We start from the raw sequence: 19,193 nt of genomic DNA on the forward strand, positions 1-19,193 counted from the left end.
CAGGGCGCAGGGGGCTCCCATCCATGCCAACCGGTCGGTATGCTCGGCCCGAGCCTGCCCGCGCGCACCGCCGACGACCCTCCGGGAGGACCCGTGTCCCGCACCGCTCTGCGCATCTGCCCCCTGTGCGAGGCCACCTGCGGGCTGACCCTCACCGTCGAGGGCACCCGTGTCACCGGCGCCCGCGGCGACCGCGAGGACGTCTTCAGCAAGGGCTTCATCTGCCCCAAGGGCGCCTCCTTCGGTGCCGTCGACGGCGACCCCGACCGGCTGCGCACCCCGCTCGTCCGCGAGGACGGCACCCTGCGCGAGGCCACCTGGGAGGAGGCCTTCGCCGCGGTCGCCGCGGGCCTGCGCCCGGTCGTCGAGCGCAGCGGCCCCGACGCCGTCGGCGTCGTCCTCGGCAACCCCAACGTGCACACCATGGCCGGCGCCCTCTACCCGCCCGTCCTGCTCGGCGCGCTGCGCACCCGCAGCGTGTTCACCGCCTCCACGGTCGACCAGATGCCCAAGCACGTCTCCAGCGGGCTGCTCTTCGGCGATGCCTACGCCATCCCGGTGCCGGACCTCGACCGCACCGGCCATCTGCTGCTCATCGGCGCCAACCCCCTGGAGTCCAACGGGAGTCTGTGCACCGCCCCCGACTTCCCCGGCAGGCTCAAGGCCCTCAAGGCCCGCGGCGGCCGGCTCACCGTGGTGGACCCGCGCCGCACCCGGACCGCGAAGCTCGCCGACCGTCACCTCGCGATCCGCCCCGGCACCGACGCCCTGCTGCTCGCCGCGATGGCCACCGTGCTGTTCGAGGAGGGCCTGACCGACCTCAAGGACCTCGCCCCGCACGTCCAGGGCGTCGAGGAAGTGCGCAAGGCCCTCGCGGAGTTCACCCCCGAAGCCGTCGCCGGGGCCTGTGACGTCGACGCGTCCCTCATCCGTACCCTGGCCCGGGAACTCGCGGCCGCCCCCACCGCCGCCGTCTACGCCCGCATCGGCAGCTGCACCGTCCCGCACGGCACCCTGGCCAGCTGGCTGGTCGACGTCCTCAACGTCCTCACCGGCAACCTGGACCGGCCGGGCGGCGCCCTGTTCCCGCAGGCCGCCACCGACAGGACGCCCCGACCGGCGGGCCCGGGCCGCGGCTTCGCCCTCGGCCGCTGGCGCTCCCGGGTGGGACGACACCCCGAGGCCAAGGGCGAGTTGCCGCTCTCCGTCCTCGCCGAGGAGATCGACACCGTGACCGGGGAGGGCGAGCCGATCCGCGCGCTCGTCGTGATCGCCGCCAACCCGGTACTGTCCGCCCCCGACGGCGACCGCCTCGACAAGGCGCTGGACTCGCTGGACTTCATGGTCAGCGTCGACCCTTACCTCAACGAGACCTCCCGCCACGCCGACGTCGTGCTGCCCCCGCCCCCGCCCTCGCAGAGCCCGCACCACGACTTCGCCTTCAACACCCTGGCCGTCCGCAACCAGGTCCGCTACAGCCGTCCCGCCGTTCCCCTCGAGCCCGGCCGCATGGCCGAGACCGAGATCCTCGCCCGGCTGATCCTGGCCGCCACCGGCATGGAGGGCGCCGACCCGGCCGCCGTGGACGCCATGGTCGTCGGCCAGACCCTCGGCAAGGCCGTCCAGGAGCCCCACTCCCCGGTGTACGGCCGCGACCCGGAGGAACTCGCCGGGCAGCTCACCGGGGACACCGGGCCCGAGCGCCGGCTCGACCTGATGCTGCGCCTCGGCCCCTACGGCGACGGCTTCGGTGCACGACCCGACGGGCTGACCCTCGAGCGGCTGCTCGCCCACCCGCACGGCATCGACCTCGGCCCGCTGCGCCCCCGCCTGCCGCAGCCGCTGAAGACCGTGAGCGGCAAGGTCGAGCTGCTGCCCGGGCCGATCGCCGGCGACCTGCCCCGGCTGGGCGAGGCCCTGCGCGAGCGCCCGGCCGGGCTCGTCCTCGTCGGCCGGCGCCATCTGCGCTCCAACAACAGCTGGATGCACAACGTGCCCGCCCTCACGGGCGGTTCCAACCGCTGCACCCTGCATCTGAACCCCGAGGACGCCGAACGCCTCGGCATACGCGACGGAGAGCCGGTGCGCGTGAAGGGCGCCGGGGGAGAGGTGACCGCGCCCGCCGAGGTCACCGACGGTGTCCGCCCGGGTGTGGTGAGCCTTCCGCACGGCTGGGGCCACGACCGCCCCGGCACCCGGCTGCGCCACGCCACCACCGACCCCGGCGTCAACGTCAACCAGCTCCTCGACGGCAGCCTGCTCGACCCGCTCTCCGGCAACGCGGTCCTCAACGGGGTCCCCGTCGAGGTCGCCGCGCTGCCCGAGGTGGCCGAAAAGCTCAGCCCCGTGACCTGAGCAAGGCTGTGACCTGGAGTTTTGCGCTTATTGCTCGCTCGTCAACGTCTTGTTAACGCCGTTTGAACCGACCTAACGTCATCGCACCGCCGGCCCCTGGTGGGATGTTCAAGGGCGAACGTTAGGTATCCACTCATGCTGACCATCCTCGGCTTCGCCATGATCGCGACCTTCCTGGTCCTGATCATGGCGAAGAAGATGTCGCCGATCGCGGCGCTCGTGCTGATTCCCGCGCTGTTCTGCGTGTTCGTCGGCAAGGGCGGCAAGCTCGGCGACTACGTCATCGACGGCGTCACCAGCCTTGCCCCCACCGCGGCGATGCTCATGTTCGCGATCGTCTACTTCGGTGTGATGATCGACGTCGGTCTCTTCGACCCGATCGTCCGGGCGATCCTGAGGTTCTGCAGGGCCGACCCGCTGCGCATCGTCGTCGGCACCGCCGTCCTCGCCGCGGTCGTCTCGCTCGACGGCGACGGCTCGACCACCTTCATGATCACCGTCTCGGCGATGTACCCGCTGTACAAGCGCCTGAAGATGAGCCTGGTCGTGATGACCGGGGTGGCCGCGATGGCCAACGGCGTGATGAACACGCTCCCCTGGGGCGGCCCGACCGCCCGTGCCGCGACCGCGCTGAAGCTCGACGCCAGTGACATCTTCGTGCCGATGATCCCGGCGCTCGCCACGGGCCTGCTGTTCGTCCTCGTCCTCGCCTACGTCCTCGGCCGCCGGGAGCGGGCGCGGCTCGGCGTGCTGACACTGGACGAGGTGCCGGCCAAGGAGCCCGCGGAGCAGGAGACGGTCCTGGTCGGCGCGGGCACCGGCGGGGGCGGGAAGAGCACCGGCGGGAAGACCACCGGTGGGAACAGCGGGAAGACCACCGGCGGGAGCAGCGGGAAGACCACCGGTGGGAACAGCGGGAAGACCACTGGTGGGACCGGCGGGAAGAACGCCGGCGGTTCCGGCGCCGGCGCGGGTCTGCCGGACGCGCCCGAGGACGAGAACTTCCAGGGACTCGACCCGCACCGCGCCACCCTGCGCCCGAAGCTCTACTGGTTCAACGCGCTGCTCACGGTCGTCCTGCTGACCGCCATGATCATGGAGTGGCTGCCGATCCCGGTGCTGTTCCTGCTCGGCGCCGCGCTCGCGCTGACCGTCAACTTCCCGCACATGAACGACCAGAGGGCACGTCTGGCCGCGCACGCCGAGAACGTCCTGAACGTCTCCGGCATGGTCTTCGCCGCCGCTGTCTTCACCGGCGTCCTGCAGGGCACCGGCATGGTCGACCACATGGCGAAGTGGCTGGTGGGCAACATCCCCGACGGAATGGGTCCGCACATGGCCCTCGTCACCGGCGTGCTGAGCATCCCGCTCACGTACTTCATGTCCAACGACGGTTTCTACTTCGGCATCCTGCCGGTGCTCGCCGAGGCGGGCCAGGCGCACGGGGTGTCCTCGCTGGAGATCGCCCGCGCCTCGCTCGTCGGCCAGCCGCTGCACATGTCCAGCCCGCTCGTCCCGGCCGTGTACGTCCTCGCCGGCATGGCCAGGGTGGAGTTCGGCGACCACACCAGGTTCGTGGTGAAGTGGGCCGCCCTGACCTCCCTGGTCGTGCTCGGCGCGGGGATCCTGTTCGGCATCGTCTGATCGTCCGGGAAGGACACGCTCATGGCGCCCGGCGGGAACCGCGGCCGGCTGCCCCGACTCGTCATCGCCTTCGGCTTCGCGCAGGGGGCGGTGTCGATGGCCCGGCCCGCCGTCTCCTGCCGGGCCCTCGCGCTGGGCGCCGACGAACGGGCGGTCGGCGTCATCGCGGCCGGGTACGCCCTGCTCCCGCTCTTCGCCGCCGTACCGCTCGGCCGGCGCACCGACCACGGCCGCTGCGCACCGCTGCTGCCCGCCGGTGTGGTCCTCGTATCCGGCGGCTGCGTCCTGAGCGGCCTTGCCGACTCCCTGGGGCGATGGCCCTGTGGAGCGGCGTGATGGGCCTCGGCCAGCTCTGCTTCGTGATCGGCGCCCAGTCCCTGGTGGCCCGCCGGTCCGCGCCACACGAACAGGGCCGCAACTTGGGGCACTTCACCATCGGCGCCTCCCTCGGCCAGTTCGCCGGCCCGGTCGCCGCGGGCGCCCTGATCGGCGGCCCCGACCTGGTGGGCAGCAGTGCGCGCGCCCTCGTCGCGGCGGGCGCCGGCGCCGCGGTGGCGGTCACCTCGCCGTGCCGGCCGCCGCCGGCCTGGTCGCGGGCCTGGCGGGTGTGGCCGCGCCGTTCGTGATGCTCGGGGTGTTGCTGCTGGTGTCGTCGGGGGTGGCGCTGCGGTCACCGGGAGGCGGGAGACGGTCCGAGGGGGCCGACCGGGTGACGCGGGCGCGGCGGAAGGGCTCGGCGTTGCGCCGCACGAGCGATATCTGACGGCGCGTCCGGCGTTGGTACCACGGGCCGTGGAGTGCATGGGTGAGAGTCCCCAACGAAAGGTCGATTTGTATGAAAATCGTCTAAATCGGAGGAGTCTGCATGCCCACCCTGACACTTCCACGAACCTTCTCCCGTGCGGGTGCCGCCGTCGGTCTCACCGCGCTCGCCGCGGCGGGCGCGTCATGGGTGGCGGCGCCCCCGGCAGCTGCCCAAGGGGAAAACGGAGACATCAGGATCCACCGCGCCGGCGTGCCCTTCGGTGTCTCCAAGGACGACCCGGTGGCCTGCAAGTTCTACCTCGACGCCGTCAATTTCGACATCCTGCCCAACATCGCGTACATCATCCAGGCGCAGCCCCCGCTGCCCACCACCGCCACTGTCACCGGCATCATCCAGCTCACCGGCGGCGCCGGACACACCGACGTGCTGGGTCTGGCCGACGGGCAGTACAAGCTCACATGGGTCACGGGGGGCGCCCCCAGGGAGAAGCTCTTCCGCATCAACTGCCACGACGGCAGGCAGGACGGTGCGCAGGGCCCGGGACAGATCGAGGACCACCAGCAGGGCAACCAGCACGACGACCAGCACGACGACCAGCACGGGGACCAGCGCGACGATCAGCGCGACGACCAGCGCAACGACTCGGGCTGGGGCCAGGGCGGCGACCGGGGCGACGGCCCGAAGGGCGGCGTGCACGCGGGCGGCGGCGGCATGGTCGACACCACCGCCGGGTTCTCGCCGGTGGCCGCCGCCGCGGCGGTCGGGCTCGTCTCGGTCTGCTGCGCCGTGTACGTCCGGCTGATCCGCCGGCGGCCCCATGGCGCCGCGTAGGCGCAGACGCAGGCCGTGGCACCGGACCCGCGCCTACCGCCTCGTCAGGTCGGCCCTGCTCATCACCGTGCTGGTGACGGTGGGCGTCCGGTGCGGGGGCGACGACGGGCCGGCCGACCCGGCCCGGGCGGGCCTGGAGGGGCCCGGCCAGGCGGGCCAGGCCCCCCCGCCCCGCCCGCTGCCCCGCTCCCGGCCGACGTCCCTGCGTATTTTGTCCCTGGGGGTCGACGCACCCGTGATCGGCGTGGGGCTCGACCGGGACCGGCAGTTGGAGACACCGCCGATCGACAGGGCGAAGCTGGTCGGCTGGTACCGGGGCGGCCCCACACCGGGGGAGTCCGGCACCGCCGTCGCCGTCGGCCACCGCGACACCAGCACCGGACCCGCCGTCTTCGCCGCGCTCGCCCAGGTGAAGCCGGGCAAGCTGATCGAGGCAAGGCGCGCCGACGGCCGCAGCGCCGTCTACACCGTGGACCGGGTGAAGGTCTACGACAAGGTCGGCTTCCCCGACGAAGAGGTGTACGGGTCCACGGGGCGCCCGGAGTTGCGCGTGCTGACCTGCGGCGGCCTGTTCAGCCGGCGCACCGGCTACACCAGCAACGTGGTCGTCTTCGCCCATCTGACCGCGACGAAGTGACCGCCGCGCGCGTGCGTTCTCTTCCCCGGCCGGGCACATTCCGTTAACTTCCGTGACTCACAGGCCCAGTGAGACCGCGCAGGGCCTTCGGACCCACGGAGCGGCGGTGCTCCGGACAGCCCCCGGGGGCAGCAGTCATGACACGCGCCATCACCCTGCACGACGTGAGCAAGTCCTATGCGCGGGGCCCCCGCGTGGTGGAGCGGCTCTCGCTGGACATCGCGCCCGGCGAGTTCCTGGTCCTGCTCGGCCCGTCCGGCTGCGGGAAGTCCACCGTGCTCCGCATGATCGCGGGACTGGAGGACATCGACGAGGGCGCCCTGCTCCTCGACGGGGAGTACGCCAACGACTGGCAGCCCGCCGAGCGGCGCCTCGCGATGGTCTTCCAGAACTTCGCCCTCTATCCCAGCATGACCAGCCGCGACAACATCGGCTTTCCGCTGCGCATCGAGGCCCCGGGCGCCGACCCCGGTCCGCGCGTGGACGCGACCGCCCGCATGCTCGGCATCGAGGACCTGCTCGACCGCTTCCCCGGCCAGCTCTCCGGCGGCGAACGCCAGCGGGTGGCGATGGGCCGGGCCATCGCCCGCCACCCCTCCGCCTTCCTGATGGACGAGCCGCTGTCCAACCTCGACGCCAAGCTCCGCAACCGCCTGCGGGCCGAAATATCCCGGCTCACCCGCGAGTTGGGCGTCACCACGGTGTACGTCACCCACGACCAGGCCGAGGCCATGTCCCTGGGCGACCGGGTCGCCGTGCTGCGCGGCGGGGTGCTCCAGCAGGTGGGCAGCCCGCGCGAGGTCTACGCGCTGCCCCGCAACGTCTTCGTCGCCGCCTTCATCGGAACCCCGCGCATCAACCTGCTGCGCGGCCTCGTCCGCGCCCCGCTGGACGGCGCGATGACCGTCAGCCTCGGCAAGCAGTACCTGCGCCTGCCCGAACCCCTCTGCCCCGACCACCGGTTGCTGCGCGTACAGCAGGGGCGCGAGGTCATCGTCGGACTGCGCTCGGAGGCGGTGCGCATCGCCCGGCACAGCGCCGCACGGCCCGGCGAGGTGCCGCTCACCGGACTGGTGGAGCACATGGAGTTCCAGGGGCACGAGACCCTCGTCCACTTCGACACCGGCTCCCGCCCCGCCGTCGTACCGGAGCTGGAGGCGCCCCGCCCGGCCGCCCGGCCCGCGCGGCGCCGCCGCCGGCAGGCCCCGGGCGTGCTGGACCGCCTGCGGGAGCGGGCCGGATCGTTGCGCGCCGGGCCGGTGGTGGTCCTCGACCGTCCTCCGGAGCACGAAGGGGGCGCCGACCCCGCGCAGCCGGAGGGCCGCCTCCCCGGCGACCTGGTCGTGCGCACCACGCCCGACATCGCCCTGCGCCACGGCATGCAGGTACCGCTCCTCGTCGACCTCGCCCATCTCTTCGTCTTCGACCGGCACGGCGACCGCATCTGCCCCTCCCCGTCGCGACTGCCCGACCTGGAGGAGTGAACCGCCGCCGACCTGGCGATGATGTCCCGGTACGTCTGGTGCACGAGTGTCTCTGGCGCGCGAAAACTATCGCCGCTAGTTTGTGTGCCGGACGACGGAGACCCGCCGGGAGGAAGCAGCATGAAGGCACACGACGGCCTGTACATCGACGGCGCCTGGCGCCCCGCCGAGAGCCAGGACGTGATCGACGTCGTGAACCCGGCCGACGGGCAGGTCATCGGCCGGGTCCCGGCCGGCGGCGCCCTCGACGTCGACACCGCCGTGCGCGCCGCGCGCGCCGCCCTTGCGGGCTGGGCCGCCACGCCCCCGGCCGAGCGGGCCGCCCGCCTCACCGCCCTGCGCAAGGCCCTGGTGGCCCGCAGGGGCGAGATCGCCGAGACGGTCACCGCCGAACTGGGCTCCCCGCTGCAGTTCTCGCAGATCGTGCACGCGGGCGTGCCCATCGCCGTCGCGGGCTCCTACGCCGAGCTGGCCGCCACCCACCCCTTCGAGGAGAAGGTCGGCAACTCGACCGTCCTGCACGAGCCGATCGGCGTCGTCGGCGCGATCACCCCCTGGAACTACCCGCTCCACCAGATCGTCGCCAAGGTCGCCCCGGCGCTCGCCGCGGGCTGCACGATCGTCCTCAAGCCCGCAGAGGACACCCCGCTCACGGCCCAGCTCTTCGCCGAGGCGGTCCACGAGGCGGGCGTCCCGGCCGGTGTGTTCAACCTCGTCACCGGCCTCGGCCCGGTCGCCGGGCAGGCACTCGCCGAGCACCCGGGCGTGGACCTCGTCTCCTTCACCGGCTCCACGGCGGTCGGCCGCCAGATCGGCGCGGTGGCCGGCGCGGCCGTCAAGAAGGTGGCGCTGGAGCTGGGCGGCAAGTCCGCCAACGTCATCCTGCCGAGCGCCGACCTCGCCAAGGCCGTCGGTGTCGGCGTCGCCAACGTCATGTCGAACTCCGGGCAGACGTGCAGCGCCTGGACCCGCATGCTGGTCCACCGCGACCAGTACGACGAGGCCGTCCAACTGGCCGCCGAGGCCGCCGCCAAGTACGGCGACCGCATCGGCCCCGTCGTCAGCGCCAAGCAGCAGAGCCGGGTGCGCGGCTACATCGAGAAGGGCGTCGCCGAGGGCGCCCGCCTGGTGGCCGGCGGCCCCGAATCCCCCCGGGAACAGGGCTACTTCGTCAGCCCGACCGTCTTCGCCGACGTCACCCCGGAGATGACGATCGCCCAGGAGGAGATCTTCGGGCCGGTCCTCACGATCCTGCGCTACGAGGACGAGGAGGACGCCCTGCGCATCGCCAACGGCACGGTGTACGGCCTCGCGGGTGCCGTCTGGGCCGCCGACGAGGCCGAGGCCGTCGCCTTCGCCCGCCGCATGGACACCGGCCAGGTCGACATCAACGGCGGCCGGTTCAACCCCCTCGCCCCCTTCGGCGGCTACAAGCAGTCCGGGGTCGGCCGGGAACTCGGCAGCCACGGACTCGCCGAGTACCTCCAGACCAAGTCCCTCCAGTTCTAAGGAAGTCCGCGAGTCATGGCCGTACGAGCCGCCGTCCTGCCCGCCATCGGCGCACCCCTGGAGATCACCGGCATCGAGCTGCCGGACCCGGGCCCCGGACAGGTCCGTGTCCGCCTCGCCGCCGCCGGCGTCTGCCACTCCGATCTGTCCCTGTCCAACGGCACCATGCGGGTACCGGTCCCGGCGGTCCTCGGCCACGAGGGCGCCGGCACGGTCGTGGCGGTGGGGGAGGGAGTCACCCAGGTCTCACCCGGTGACCCCGTGGTCCTCAACTGGGCGCCCTCCTGCGGCACCTGCCACGCCTGCACCCTCGGCGAGGTGTGGCTGTGCGCCAACGCGCTGAACGGCGCCGCCGACGTCTACGCCCGCACCGCCGACGGCACCGACCTGCACCCCGGCCTCAACGTCGCCGCGTTCGCCGAGGAGACGGTGGTCTCCGCGTCCTGTGTGCTGCCCCTCCCGGAGGGCATCCCGCTCACCGACGCCGCACTCCTCGGCTGTGCCGTGCTCACCGGCTACGGCGCCGTCCACCACTCGGCACGGGTCCGGGCGGGCGAGACGGTCGCGGTGTTCGGCGTCGGCGGAGTCGGCCTGGCCACGCTGCAGTCGGCCCGCATCGCGGGCGCGTCCCGCATCGTCGCGGTCGACGTCTCGCCCGAGAAGGAGGAGCTGGCGCGCGCGGCCGGCGCCACCGACTACGTCCTCGCCTCCGAGAACACCCCCCGCGAGATCCGTGCCCTCACCGGCAAGCAGGGCGTCGACGTCTCCGTGGAGTGCGTGGGCCGCGCGGTCAGCATCCGCGCCGCCTGGGACTCCACCCGCCGCGGCGGCCGCACGACGGTCGTCGGCATCGGCGGCAAGGACCAGGAGGTCGCCTTCAACGCCCTGGAGATCTTCCACTGGGGCCGCACCCTGTCCGGCTGCGTCTACGGCAACACCGACCCGGCCCGCGATCTGCCGGTGCTCGCCGAGCACGTACGCGAGGGCCGGCTGGACCTCTCGGCGCTGGTCACCGAACGGATCGCTCTGGAGGGCATCCCGGCCGCCTTCGAGAACATGCTCGCGGGCAAGGGCGGCCGGGCCCTGGTGGTGTTCTGAGGCTCAGCCGACCTTCTCGGGTCGCGGCTGACCGGCCGCGACCCGCCGCGACCGCTCGCGCGCCCGGGACCGCGACACCGCCACGCCCGCGAGGCACAGCGCCCCGCCGCCCAGCGTCAGCGGCCCCGGCACCTCCCCGAGCGCGAACCACGACATCAGCACGACCAGCGCGGGAACGGCGTACGTCGTCGCGCCCATCCGGCTGGCGGTGGTCCGGGCGAGCGCGTAGGCCCAGGTGGTGAAGGCCAGCGCGGTCGGAAAGACGCCGAGGTACACCATGTCGAGGGTGGCCGTCACCGGCGCCCGGGCCGCCTCCGTCACCAGCTGCCCCGCGAACGGCAGGCAGACCACCGCCCCTGCGATACACCCGAACGTCGTCACCTGCAGGGCGCTCGCCCGCCCGAGCGCGGGCTTCTGCGCGACGACGCCGAAGGCGTAGCCCACGGCAGCGAGCAGACACAGCACCACGCCGAGCACCGAGGACCCGCCCCCGGCCGACATCGACAGGCCCACGGTCACCGCACCGGCGAACGACACGGCCATCCCCGCCAGCAGCCGGGGCGGCATCGGATCGCCGAGAAACCGGGCGCCCAGCAGGGCTATCAGGAGCGGGCCGACGTTCACGACGAGGGCCGCGGTGCCCGCGTCCACCTGCTGCTCGCCCCAGTTCAGGGCGACCATGTAGAACCCGAACCACAGCACCCCGGACAGGGCTATGCCCCGCCACGCGGACCTGGGCGGCCATCCCTCGCGCCGTACGGCGCACAGGACCCCCAGCACCACCGCCCCCGCGAGCAGACGCCCGAGCGCCAGAGCGCCGGGGGAGTAGTCGGCTCCCGCGCTGCGGACCGCCACGAAGGCGGAGGCCCACAGCACGACGCTGACGACGGCCGCGGCGGCGGGGAGCAACCGGGGGCGTGGGGTGGTGTTCATCATGCTCCTGAGGCTAGGCAGCGGCTGGGAAGCGGGCTGGCGGAAATCGGACGGGGTGCCACGGGCGCCCGGTGCTGCGCCCGGGCGGGGACCAGGGCGCTCACCGGCGTCGGCGGGGTACTTCCCCCGCTCCCGGTATCGCTTTCACGGCTGAGCCGGCCGGGAGCGCCCCAAAGGGGCGCGGGGAACTGCGCGACGAGCCACGAAGGGCCCGCACTCGGCACGTCACGGAACCGTCCACTCCCGCAGCCGAACTCAGCACAACTCCGCCGCCTGGATGCCGAGCAGCTCCGAGAGCACCCGCGCCCCCGACGGAGTCACCTTCACGGCCCGCTCGGAGCCGATCCGCACGCACCACCCGGCATCGAGGGCGTACCGGCACAGCGCCGCCCCGGCCACCCCCGCGAGATGAGGCCGCCGCTCGGTCCAGTCGAGGCAGGCGCGGGCCAGCGGGCGGCGCCCTCTGCGGTCGAGGGGAATGCCCACCGTGCCGAACCAGTCCAGTCCCGCGTCGGTGAGCGCGAACCCGGTGTCCTGCCGGAGCAGTCCCCGCCCGGTCAGCGCGTCCGTGACCGCGATCCCGAGGCGGCCGGCGAGATGGTCGTAGCAGGTGCGGCCGCGAGCCATCGCGGACCGGGCGCTGGACTCCCGCAGGGTCCGCGCGGGCTGCCGTAGCGCCGCCGCAGGCACCTGCGCGGCCAGATCCTCCACGAGCTGGGCCACTCCCGCGTCGGCCAGCCTGACGTACCGGTGCCTGCCCTGCCGCTCCTGCGCGAGCAGGCCGCCGGACACCAGTTTGTCCAGGTGCTCGCTCAGCGTGGACGCGGCGACCCCGGCATGCCGGGCCAGCTCACCCGCCGTCCAGGCCCGCCCGTCCAGCAGGGCCAGCAGGCAGGCGGCCCGGGTCTCGTCGGCGACCAGCGAGGCGAGCGAGGCGAGGCCGGCGGCCTGGGAGTCCGTGGCCTTCCGTGAGTCCTTCGTGGTCATGCACCCAGCATGGGGCACCGACACTTCGGCGACGGCCGAAGTGTTCTCACACGCTCTGGCGCACCTGCTCGTACTGGTGCGCCAGCCCGTCCAGCAGCGCCGCGAGCCCCGCCTCGAAGGCCCGCTCGTCGATCTTCTCCTGCTGCTCGGCGAGCAGGTGGGCCTGTCCGAGGTGGGGATAGTCGGCAGGGTCGTACGCGCTCGCGTCGTCCACGAAGCCCCCGGCGAAGGAGCCGAGCGCGGAGCCCATGATGAAGTACCGCATCAGCGCGCCGATGGAGGTCGCCTGGGCCGGCGGCCAGCCCGCGCGGACCATCGCGCCGTAGACCGCGTCGGCGAGGCGGAGCGCGGCGGGGCGGCGCCCCGGACCCCGGGCGAGGACCGGGACGATGTTCGGGTGGTCGCGCAGGGCCGCCCGGTAGGAGACGGCCCAGTCGTGCAGTGCGGTCCGCCAGTCCCGCCCGTCCTCGAACATCGACAGGTCCACCAGCGCGCTCACCGAGTCCGCGACCGCTTCCAGGATCTCGTCCTTGGTGCGGAAGTGGTTGTACAGCGAGGGCCCGCTCACCCCCAGTTCGGCGGCGAGCCGCCGGGTGGAGACGGCCGCCAGGCCCTCCGCGTCCACGAGTTCCCGGGCCGTCTCGACGATCCGGTCGGTGCTGAGGAGGGGCTTGCGCGGTCGGGCCATGGCGCACATAGTAGGGCTGTTACCTGGAAACTAGCAGTGCTAATTTAAATGTACGGGTTTCAAGATTCCGTCTGTGTGGGGTGATCACGTGGTGAACCTGGAGCTGAGCGGGGAGCAGGCCGCCGTACGGCAGCTCGCCCGGGACTTCGTGGAGCGCGAGATCGCCCCGCACGTGGTCGCCTGGGACCGGGCCGAGGAGGTCGACCGGGCGATCGTGAAGAAGCTCGGCGAGGTGGGCTTCCTCGGGCTGACCCTCGACGAGGAGTACGGCGGCTCGGGCGGCGACCATCTCGCGTACTGCCTGGTCACCGAGGAGCTGGGCCGTGGCGACTCCTCGGTCCGCGGGATCGTCTCCGTCTCGCTGGGCCTGGTCGCCAAGTCGATCGCCGCGTGGGGGAGCGAGGAGCAGAAGCGGCGCTGGCTGCCGGGGCTGACCGCCGGCGAGTACGTCGGCTGCTTCGGCCTCACCGAACCCGGCACCGGTTCCGACGCGGGCAACCTCGCCACCCGCGCGGTGCGCGAGGGCGGCGACTACGTCCTCAACGGCACCAAGATGTTCATCACCAACGGCACCTGGGCCGATGTCGTCCTCCTCTTCGCCCGCTCCACCGACGCCCCCGGCCACAAGGGCGTCTCGGCCTTCCTCGTGCCCACCGCCACGCCCGGGCTGACCCGCCGCACCATCCACGGCAAGCTCGGCCTGCGCGGCCAGGCCACCGCCGAGCTGGTCCTTCAGGACGTCCGGGTGCCCGCCTCGGCGATGATCGGCGAGGAGGGCAAGGGCTTCTCGGTCGCCATGTCGGCGCTGGCCAAGGGGCGGATGTCGGTGGCCGCGGGCTGCGTCGGCATAGCCCAGGCCGCGCTGGACGCCGCCGTGCGGTACGCGGGAGAGCGCGAGCAGTTCGGCAAGCCCATCGCCCGCCATCAGCTGGTGCAGGAGCTGATCAGCGACATCGCCGTCGACGTGGACGCGGCCCGGCTGCTCACCTGGCGGGTGGCCGGCCTGATCGACCGTGGCAGGCCGTTCGCCGTCGAGTCCTCCAAGGCCAAGCTGTTCGCCTCCGAGACCGCCGTGCGCGCCGCCAACAACGCCCTGCAGGTCTTCGGCGGTTACGGCTACATCGACGAGTACCCGGTCGGCAAACTCCTGCGCGACGCCCGCGTGATGACCCTCTACGAGGGCACGAGCCAGATCCAGAAGCTGCTCATCGGGCGGGCGCTGACCGGGGTCTCCGCCTTCTGAGTATCCGCCTGAGTATCTCGGCGGATGTGGCGTGGGCCACGTCCGCCGATGCTTGCTCCCATGAGCGACGCACCGGTCAAGCAGCAGAGCACGGCCGCCTTCTACGGTCAGGCCGTCGCATCCTTCTCGGTCGCCATGGCGGCCACCGCCGTCGGCATCGTCCGGCTCGACGCCGACGCCTGGGTACGGGGCTTCCTGGCGATCGCCGTCCTGTACCTCGTCACCTCCGCCTTCACCCTCGCCAAGGTGATCCGGGACCGTCAGGAGGCCGGGCAGATCGTCAGCCGGGTCGATCAGGCCCGCCTGGACAGGCTGCTCGCCGAGCACGATCCCTTCGAGAAGCTCTGAGGGGCTGTGAGAAGCTCTTGGAGCCTCTGGAGGCCACGCTAAGCGAGCGCTCACTTTCGGCGGTATGGTGTTACTTCCTGTCACCGAAAGGGGCGAGTGAGCGATGAGTACGGCGCAGGAGACGGCCGGTGGCGAGGTCGAGCCGTGGGAAGAGGTCACCCCTGACGCGGCCCGGCGGCTCCTCATCGCCGCCGTGGAGGCATTCGCCGAGCGCGGCTACCACGCGACGACGACACGCGACATCGCGGGCCGCGCCGGCATGAGCCCGGCCGCTCTCTACATCCACTACAAGACCAAGGAAGAGCTGCTCCACCGGATCAGCCGGATCGGCCACGACAGGGCCCTGGACATCCTGCGGACGGCGGCCCGGCGCGAGGGCACGGCCGCGGAGCGGCTGGCCGACGCCGTCAGTTCCTTCGTGCGCTGGCACGCCGGGCGGCGCACCACCGCGCGGGTCGTGCAGTACGAACTCGACGCACTCGGCCCCGACGCCCGTGCCGAGATCGTCGCGCTCCGCCGCCAGGTCGACGCCGAGGTGCGCGGGATCATCGAGGACGGCGTGGCCTCGGGCGAGTTCGACGTGCCGGACGTGCAGGGCACCACGCTCGCCGTGCTGTCGCTGTGCATCGACGTGGCCCGCTGGTTCACCGTGAACGGGCCGCGCACCCCCGAGGAGGTCGGCGCACTCTACGCCGACCTCGTGCTGCGGATGGTGGGCGCCGGCTAGGGCGCCCCGCGCTCGGAGGTGGTGGCCCCCCCGCGCTCAGAGGTAGTAGCGCGACACCGACTCCGCCACGCAGACCGGTTTGTCGCCGCCCTCGCGCTCCACGGTGAAGGCGACGGCCACCTGGACGCCGCCCTTGACGTCCTCGACGCCGGTGATCGTCGCGGTGGCGCGCAGCCGGGAGCCGACCGGGACGGGGGAGGGGAAACGGACCTTGTTCGTCCCGTAGTTGACGCCCATCGTCACGCCCTCGACCCTGATGAGCTGCGGTCCGAACAGCGGGAGCAGCGAGAGGGTCAGGTAGCCGTGGGCGATGGTGGTCCCGAACGGCCCCGCGGCGGCCTTCTCCGGATCCACGTGGATCCACTGGTGATCACCTGTGGCCTCCGCGAACAGATCGATCCGCTTCTGGTCGACCTCCAGCCAGTCCGTGTGGCCCAGCTGCTCGCCCACGGCGGCCTTCAGCTCGTCGGGGGAGGTGAAGGTCCTCGGTTCTGCCATGTTCCCGGCCTCTCGCTCGCATGTCTAAGCAACTGCTTAGCATGCTCGGGTGAGGGGCGCCTGTCAACGGACCGCGACCTGCACCGGGTCGGTAGTCTCTGAGGAGTGCCCCAGATTCCCGAGAAGATCCACGAGCTGACCGTCGGCCAGCTGTCCGCGCGCAGCGGTGCGGCCGTCTCCGCCCTGCACTTCTACGAGTCGAAGGGCCTGATCGCCAGCCGCCGCACCTCCGGCAACCAGCGCCGCTACACCCGGGACACCTTGCGCCGGGTCGCCTTCGTCCGAGCGGCCCAGCGGGTCGGCATCCCCCTGGCCACGATCCGCGAGGCTCTCGCGCAGCTGCCCGAGGAGCGCACGCCGACGCGCGACGACTGGGCCCGCCTGTCGGAGGCGTGGCGCTCCGAACTGGACGAACGCATCAAGCAGCTGAACCGCCTCCGGGACCACCTCACCGACTGCATCGGCTGCGGTTGCCTGTCCCTGAACACCTGCGTGCTGTCCAATCCGGACGATGTGTTCGGTGAGCGGCGGGCGGGGTCGCGCCTCATGCCCGAGGGGCGCTGAGCGCGGGCCCGGCCGGTGCGGCTACGACCGTTGTGGGTGCGACCCGTCACCGACTGCGGCTGCGCCGTGGCTGCTCGCGCGGTTCCCCGCGCCCCCAGGGAGTTGCAGCCCCGTCGGCCGTGCGGCCGGCGGGGCTGCGGGCAGTCGCGCCTCCCCCAGTGCCGGGCCGCGGCGCCGCCTACTCGTACTCCGTCCCGCCCTTCCGCGTCAGGTACGCAGGGCTCACCGCCTTGGCGATCGCGCGGCCCCCGGTCACCGGGCTGTACCGCTCCTCGGCGGGGCGTATCACCACGCCCTCCCGCAGGTGCAGCTCCCGCCCGGACACGGTCTCCCGCCCGCTCGCGAACTCCAGCACCCGCGCGATGTCGTACGGGCCCGAGAACAGCCGCGGTACCAGCGGCAGCTCCCCGTCCAGCACCTCGGCCGGGTCCAGCCAGCGCACCGCCCCGTCCACCTCCGCCGACACGTCGAACGCCGCGTACCCGAGCGTCTCCCGGCGTCCGTCGGCCCCGTACGTCAGGTCCTGCACACCGGCACCGAACACCTCCCCGAAGATGCCGACCCGGCGTGCGCCCAGCCGCTCGCACAGCCTCGCCGCGGTCTCGGCGACTCCGTGTCCCCGTACCGCCCGCCAGTAGAGGTTGCGCGGGTCCTCCTTCAGGGCCAGGGACTTCGCCCCGAAGCCCTTGGAGGACACGTACACCCGGTCCTCGTCGGCGACATACGTCAGCAGGCACGCCGAGCCGTGCAGCTTCTCCGTCAGGACGACCGGCTCGCCCGGGGTGAAGATGTCCGGATAGCGCTGGATGTTCTCGATGTCGACCCACGGCAGCAGACCGGCAGCGGACTCCACCTCGCCGTTCATGGTCGGCGGGATCGGCGGCACCCACTTGGTGATGCCCAGCCGCTCGGCGAAGTCGGCCCCCTCGGCCGCGGCCCGCGCCAGATCGACGCCGGCGAGTGCCTGCGGCCGGCACACGATGCCCTGCGACAGCTCACCCCGCAGCCGGACCGCCCTGACCCGGTTGGCCTCGCCGCCCGCCAGCCGCCCGGTCAGTCCCAGCTCCTCGATCAGCCCGGGCGGAAGCACGGACTGCTCGGGGATGTAGACGGCGGCCTCGCCGGTGCGGTAGGCGCCCTTGGCGACGACGGCCCGGTACAGGCCCACCTGGGCCAGTTCGAGCGCATCGGCATTCGGATGCTCGTGGACGGTCAGCACTTCGGCGGTGACGCGCAGCGTCGACATCTGGGGACTCCTCGGCCTCAGTTCGGTTTCATCGGCTCCAACTGTCCTCATCGCAAAGGGGTGGAGCGACCGGATTCGAGTCTGCTAGCGTCGCGATCTTCGGCCGGCTCATACGTCGCGCACGGAGTCACGACGGGACCCGCTCCCATGGCCACCCCCGCCCTTGACGCCGCCCTGGCGGACATCGACACCGTCTTCAACGGTTTCGCGAGCCCGAACGAGACCGGCTGCGGCCGATGCCACCTGCCCGAGGAGACCGCGTATCTGCGCACGCCGTACGTCCGTGTGCCCGACGGCGTGGTGCGGATGTACCTCTTCGAGGTGCCCGACCACTTCGACGACCACCCGGCCGCGATGCGCCGCCTGCTGCCGCAGGCCGCACGGGCGATGGCCGACGGCACCCTCGGCTCGATCCGCTACAGCCGCCATGGGCTGAGCCAGGTGGACTGGCACTCCTGGCCGGCCGAGCAGGCCGCGGCGATCGACGCGTTCCTGCGCGCCTGGTGGCAGGACGCCCTGACGACCGCCGACCCGTCGTACCCCGTCGACGAGATCTTCGAGACCTGTGCCACGATCGCCGGGAGCGTGACCCCGCTCCTCGACGGGTGGCCCCGGGGACCGGTCGCCGACACGCACCTCGTCCACTGCGCGGACGTGTGGCTCCATGACCTGATCTCCGACAGCTCGCCGTTCTCCTGGTGGTACGCCGACAGCGAGGAGGCCGGCCTCGCCGAGTTGCGCACCTGGCTGGCCGGCCCCGCCGCCGCCCGTCTGCACGCCCTGGGCGAGCACGACCGCGCCGTCCGCAGCCGACTCCAGGCCCTGCCCCACGACGAGCGCTGGGCGCACCCCTACTGGGACAGCGCCGCTGCCACCAACTGAGCGTTCGATCCCGCCCGCCGCCCGTCGGGCAGCAGCAGAGTGTCCTCCAGCCCCGTACGGGTGGCGAGCCCCAGCCGCCCGGCCAGCCTCAGCACCGGCCAGGAACCGCCCTCCTGACCGTGCAACAGCACCGGGCGGCCATGGGCTTCTCCCAGCTCGGCCAGCAGGGCTCGCGCCGACCCCTCCGCGGTCCCCGCGTCCGGGTCGGTCACCTGCGCGAGCACCCGCAGCACCCTCGGCCCGAGCGGCGAGTTTGCGAACCGGGCCGCCCCGTCCGTGCCGGAGCGGACGCCCGCCTCCACACCGATGCCCATGGCGAGAAGCCGCTCGGCGATCCGCTCCGCGCCCGGCTCGTGCCAGTCGACCGAGGCGATGTCGGGCAGCACCGACCAGCTGCGCACCCGGTCGAGCCGGGTGGCCGGATCGGGCTCGGCCCAGGCACCGGTGGCCACCCCTGTCGGTACGGCAACCCGCGCCCGTATCGCATCGAGCGTCGGCGCCAGCACCCGGGGGGACAGACTGTCGCGCCCGCACGGCGTCCTGGGATGGACATGGACCTCCGTGGCCCCGGCCGCGACGGCCTCGGCCGCGGACCGCGCCAACTCCTGCGGGGACAACGGCACCGCCGCACCGTCGGCGGCCGAGCGGCGCCCGTTGAGACACACCTGAACCATGTCCTGATGGTGCCAGCAGGCACCGGCAACGGACCCACACGCGCGAGCCGCGCCCGACGGCCGCTCGCCGCAAGGGGTG

General features: G+C 72.8%; 18 protein-coding genes and 1 pseudogene. 13 read left to right on the top strand and 6 right to left on the bottom strand.

The window, feature by feature from the left end; genetic code table 11:
• Positions 1 to 93 precede the first annotated feature (93 nt).
• The 8 genes and pseudogenes from AB0H32_RS11620 (at position 94) to AB0H32_RS11655 (ending at position 10,324) form a co-directional block, all read left to right on the top strand.
• Positions 94 to 2,355, top strand: coding sequence for a molybdopterin oxidoreductase family protein (locus AB0H32_RS11620; RefSeq protein WP_361117985.1), 2,262 nt, complete (start codon positions 94 to 96; stop codon positions 2,353 to 2,355).
• 135 nt (positions 2,356 to 2,490) lie between these two features.
• Positions 2,491 to 3,999 carry a citrate:proton symporter gene (locus tag AB0H32_RS11625; RefSeq protein ID WP_361117988.1) on the top strand — a complete coding sequence of 503 codons (1,509 nt, stop codon included), beginning with the start codon at positions 2,491 to 2,493 and terminating at the stop codon, positions 3,997 to 3,999.
• Positions 4,000 to 4,020: 21 nt separating this feature from the next.
• Positions 4,021 to 4,565 (top strand): annotated as a pseudogene (locus AB0H32_RS11630) (MFS transporter); the annotation flags it as partial.
• 299 nt (positions 4,566 to 4,864) lie between these two features.
• Positions 4,865 to 5,596, top strand: coding sequence for a hypothetical protein (locus tag AB0H32_RS11635; RefSeq protein WP_361117990.1), 732 nt, complete (start codon positions 4,865 to 4,867; stop codon positions 5,594 to 5,596).
• Positions 5,583 to 6,233 carry a class F sortase gene (locus AB0H32_RS11640; RefSeq protein WP_361117992.1) on the top strand — a complete coding sequence of 217 codons (651 nt, stop codon included), beginning with the start codon at positions 5,583 to 5,585 and terminating at the stop codon, positions 6,231 to 6,233. The genes AB0H32_RS11635 and AB0H32_RS11640 overlap by 14 nt, the downstream gene beginning before the upstream one ends.
• A 137-nt stretch (positions 6,234 to 6,370) precedes the next feature.
• Entirely contained in the window at positions 6,371 to 7,717 is a 1,347-nt protein-coding gene (locus tag AB0H32_RS11645) for an ABC transporter ATP-binding protein (RefSeq protein WP_361117995.1), read from the top strand.
• A gap of 120 nt (positions 7,718 to 7,837) precedes the next feature.
• A complete protein-coding gene (locus AB0H32_RS11650; protein ID WP_361117998.1) occupies positions 7,838 to 9,226 on the top strand; it encodes an aldehyde dehydrogenase family protein in 1,389 nt (462 codons plus the stop codon).
• A 15-nt stretch (positions 9,227 to 9,241) separates the two neighbouring features.
• Positions 9,242 to 10,324, top strand: coding sequence for a Zn-dependent alcohol dehydrogenase (locus AB0H32_RS11655; RefSeq protein ID WP_361118001.1), 1,083 nt, complete (start codon positions 9,242 to 9,244; stop codon positions 10,322 to 10,324).
• A gap of 3 nt (positions 10,325 to 10,327) precedes the next feature.
• On the opposite strand, the gene AB0H32_RS11660 is transcribed toward AB0H32_RS11655, so the two are convergent.
• The 3 genes from AB0H32_RS11660 to AB0H32_RS11670 form a co-directional block, all read right to left on the bottom strand.
• Positions 10,328 to 11,260: a DMT family transporter gene (locus AB0H32_RS11660; RefSeq protein ID WP_361118004.1), complete on the bottom strand. Its 933-nt coding sequence runs from the start codon at positions 11,258 to 11,260 to the stop codon at positions 10,328 to 10,330.
• A gap of 252 nt (positions 11,261 to 11,512) precedes the next feature.
• A complete protein-coding gene (locus tag AB0H32_RS11665) occupies positions 11,513 to 12,244 on the bottom strand; it encodes a winged helix-turn-helix domain-containing protein (RefSeq protein ID WP_361118007.1) in 732 nt (243 codons plus the stop codon).
• A 46-nt stretch (positions 12,245 to 12,290) separates the two neighbouring features.
• Complete coding sequence (locus tag AB0H32_RS11670; RefSeq protein WP_361118010.1) at positions 12,291 to 12,941, bottom strand: TetR/AcrR family transcriptional regulator; 651 nt, start codon at positions 12,939 to 12,941, stop codon at positions 12,291 to 12,293.
• An 82-nt stretch (positions 12,942 to 13,023) separates the two neighbouring features.
• Between AB0H32_RS11670 and AB0H32_RS11675 the strand changes: the two genes are divergently transcribed.
• The 3 genes from AB0H32_RS11675 (at position 13,024) to AB0H32_RS11685 (ending at position 15,250) form a co-directional block, all read left to right on the top strand.
• Positions 13,024 to 14,175: an acyl-CoA dehydrogenase family protein gene (locus AB0H32_RS11675; protein WP_361118124.1), complete on the top strand. Its 1,152-nt coding sequence runs from the start codon at positions 13,024 to 13,026 to the stop codon at positions 14,173 to 14,175.
• 60 nt (positions 14,176 to 14,235) lie between these two features.
• A complete protein-coding gene (locus tag AB0H32_RS11680) occupies positions 14,236 to 14,523 on the top strand; it encodes a YiaA/YiaB family inner membrane protein (protein WP_361118013.1) in 288 nt (95 codons plus the stop codon).
• 103 nt (positions 14,524 to 14,626) lie between these two features.
• Positions 14,627 to 15,250 carry a TetR/AcrR family transcriptional regulator gene (locus tag AB0H32_RS11685; RefSeq protein WP_361118016.1) on the top strand — a complete coding sequence of 208 codons (624 nt, stop codon included), beginning with the start codon at positions 14,627 to 14,629 and terminating at the stop codon, positions 15,248 to 15,250.
• A gap of 36 nt (positions 15,251 to 15,286) precedes the next feature.
• Here the strand turns inward: AB0H32_RS11685 and AB0H32_RS11690 are convergent, their stop codons facing one another.
• On the bottom strand, positions 15,287 to 15,748 hold the full coding sequence (locus tag AB0H32_RS11690) for a MaoC family dehydratase (RefSeq protein WP_361118019.1): 462 nt from the start codon (positions 15,746 to 15,748) through the stop codon (positions 15,287 to 15,289).
• A 105-nt stretch (positions 15,749 to 15,853) separates the two neighbouring features.
• On the opposite strand from AB0H32_RS11690, the gene soxR reads away from it, so the two are divergent.
• Positions 15,854 to 16,312, top strand: coding sequence for a redox-sensitive transcriptional activator SoxR (soxR, locus tag AB0H32_RS11695; protein ID WP_361118022.1), 459 nt, complete (start codon positions 15,854 to 15,856; stop codon positions 16,310 to 16,312).
• Positions 16,313 to 16,490: 178 nt separating this feature from the next.
• On the opposite strand, the gene AB0H32_RS11700 is transcribed toward soxR, so the two are convergent.
• The gene (locus tag AB0H32_RS11700) at positions 16,491 to 17,558 is read right to left on the bottom strand and encodes an RNA ligase (ATP) (RefSeq protein WP_361118025.1); all 1,068 of its coding nucleotides are present in this window, start codon (positions 17,556 to 17,558) and stop codon (positions 16,491 to 16,493) included.
• 147 nt (positions 17,559 to 17,705) lie between these two features.
• Between AB0H32_RS11700 and AB0H32_RS11705 the strand changes: the two genes are divergently transcribed.
• Positions 17,706 to 18,440: a hypothetical protein gene (locus AB0H32_RS11705; RefSeq protein WP_361118028.1), complete on the top strand. Its 735-nt coding sequence runs from the start codon at positions 17,706 to 17,708 to the stop codon at positions 18,438 to 18,440.
• Here AB0H32_RS11705 and AB0H32_RS11710 read toward each other — a convergent pair.
• On the bottom strand, positions 18,410 to 19,114 hold the full coding sequence (locus AB0H32_RS11710) for a 3-keto-5-aminohexanoate cleavage protein (RefSeq protein ID WP_361118032.1): 705 nt from the start codon (positions 19,112 to 19,114) through the stop codon (positions 18,410 to 18,412). The genes AB0H32_RS11705 and AB0H32_RS11710 overlap by 31 nt on opposite strands.
• Positions 19,115 to 19,193 lie beyond the last annotated feature (79 nt).

The sequence above is a fragment of the Streptomyces sp. NPDC020362 genome (assembly GCF_040642095.1).
Taxonomy (GTDB): domain Bacteria; phylum Actinomycetota; class Actinomycetes; order Streptomycetales; family Streptomycetaceae; genus Streptomyces.

Coding starts and splice junctions, on each gene's coding strand:
- AB0H32_RS11625 (WP_361117988.1), top strand. CDS start 2,491: ATGCTGACCATCCTCGGCTTCGCCATGATCGCGACCTTCCTGGTCCTG.
- AB0H32_RS11635 (WP_361117990.1), top strand. CDS start 4,865: ATGCCCACCCTGACACTTCCACGAACCTTCTCCCGTGCGGGTGCCGCC.
- AB0H32_RS11640 (WP_361117992.1), top strand. CDS start 5,583: ATGGCGCCGCGTAGGCGCAGACGCAGGCCGTGGCACCGGACCCGCGCC.
- AB0H32_RS11645 (WP_361117995.1), top strand. CDS start 6,371: ATGACACGCGCCATCACCCTGCACGACGTGAGCAAGTCCTATGCGCGG.
- AB0H32_RS11650 (WP_361117998.1), top strand. CDS start 7,838: ATGAAGGCACACGACGGCCTGTACATCGACGGCGCCTGGCGCCCCGCC.
- AB0H32_RS11655 (WP_361118001.1), top strand. CDS start 9,242: ATGGCCGTACGAGCCGCCGTCCTGCCCGCCATCGGCGCACCCCTGGAG.
- AB0H32_RS11660 (WP_361118004.1), bottom strand. CDS start 11,260: ATGATGAACACCACCCCACGCCCCCGGTTGCTCCCCGCCGCCGCGGCC.
- AB0H32_RS11665 (WP_361118007.1), bottom strand. CDS start 12,244: ATGACCACGAAGGACTCACGGAAGGCCACGGACTCCCAGGCCGCCGGC.
- AB0H32_RS11670 (WP_361118010.1), bottom strand. CDS start 12,941: ATGTGCGCCATGGCCCGACCGCGCAAGCCCCTCCTCAGCACCGACCGG.
- AB0H32_RS11680 (WP_361118013.1), top strand. CDS start 14,236: ATGAGCGACGCACCGGTCAAGCAGCAGAGCACGGCCGCCTTCTACGGT.
- AB0H32_RS11685 (WP_361118016.1), top strand. CDS start 14,627: ATGAGTACGGCGCAGGAGACGGCCGGTGGCGAGGTCGAGCCGTGGGAA.
- AB0H32_RS11690 (WP_361118019.1), bottom strand. CDS start 15,748: ATGGCAGAACCGAGGACCTTCACCTCCCCCGACGAGCTGAAGGCCGCC.
- AB0H32_RS11700 (WP_361118025.1), bottom strand. CDS start 17,558: ATGTCGACGCTGCGCGTCACCGCCGAAGTGCTGACCGTCCACGAGCAT.
- AB0H32_RS11705 (WP_361118028.1), top strand. CDS start 17,706: ATGGCCACCCCCGCCCTTGACGCCGCCCTGGCGGACATCGACACCGTC.
- AB0H32_RS11710 (WP_361118032.1), bottom strand. CDS start 19,114: ATGGTTCAGGTGTGTCTCAACGGGCGCCGCTCGGCCGCCGACGGTGCG.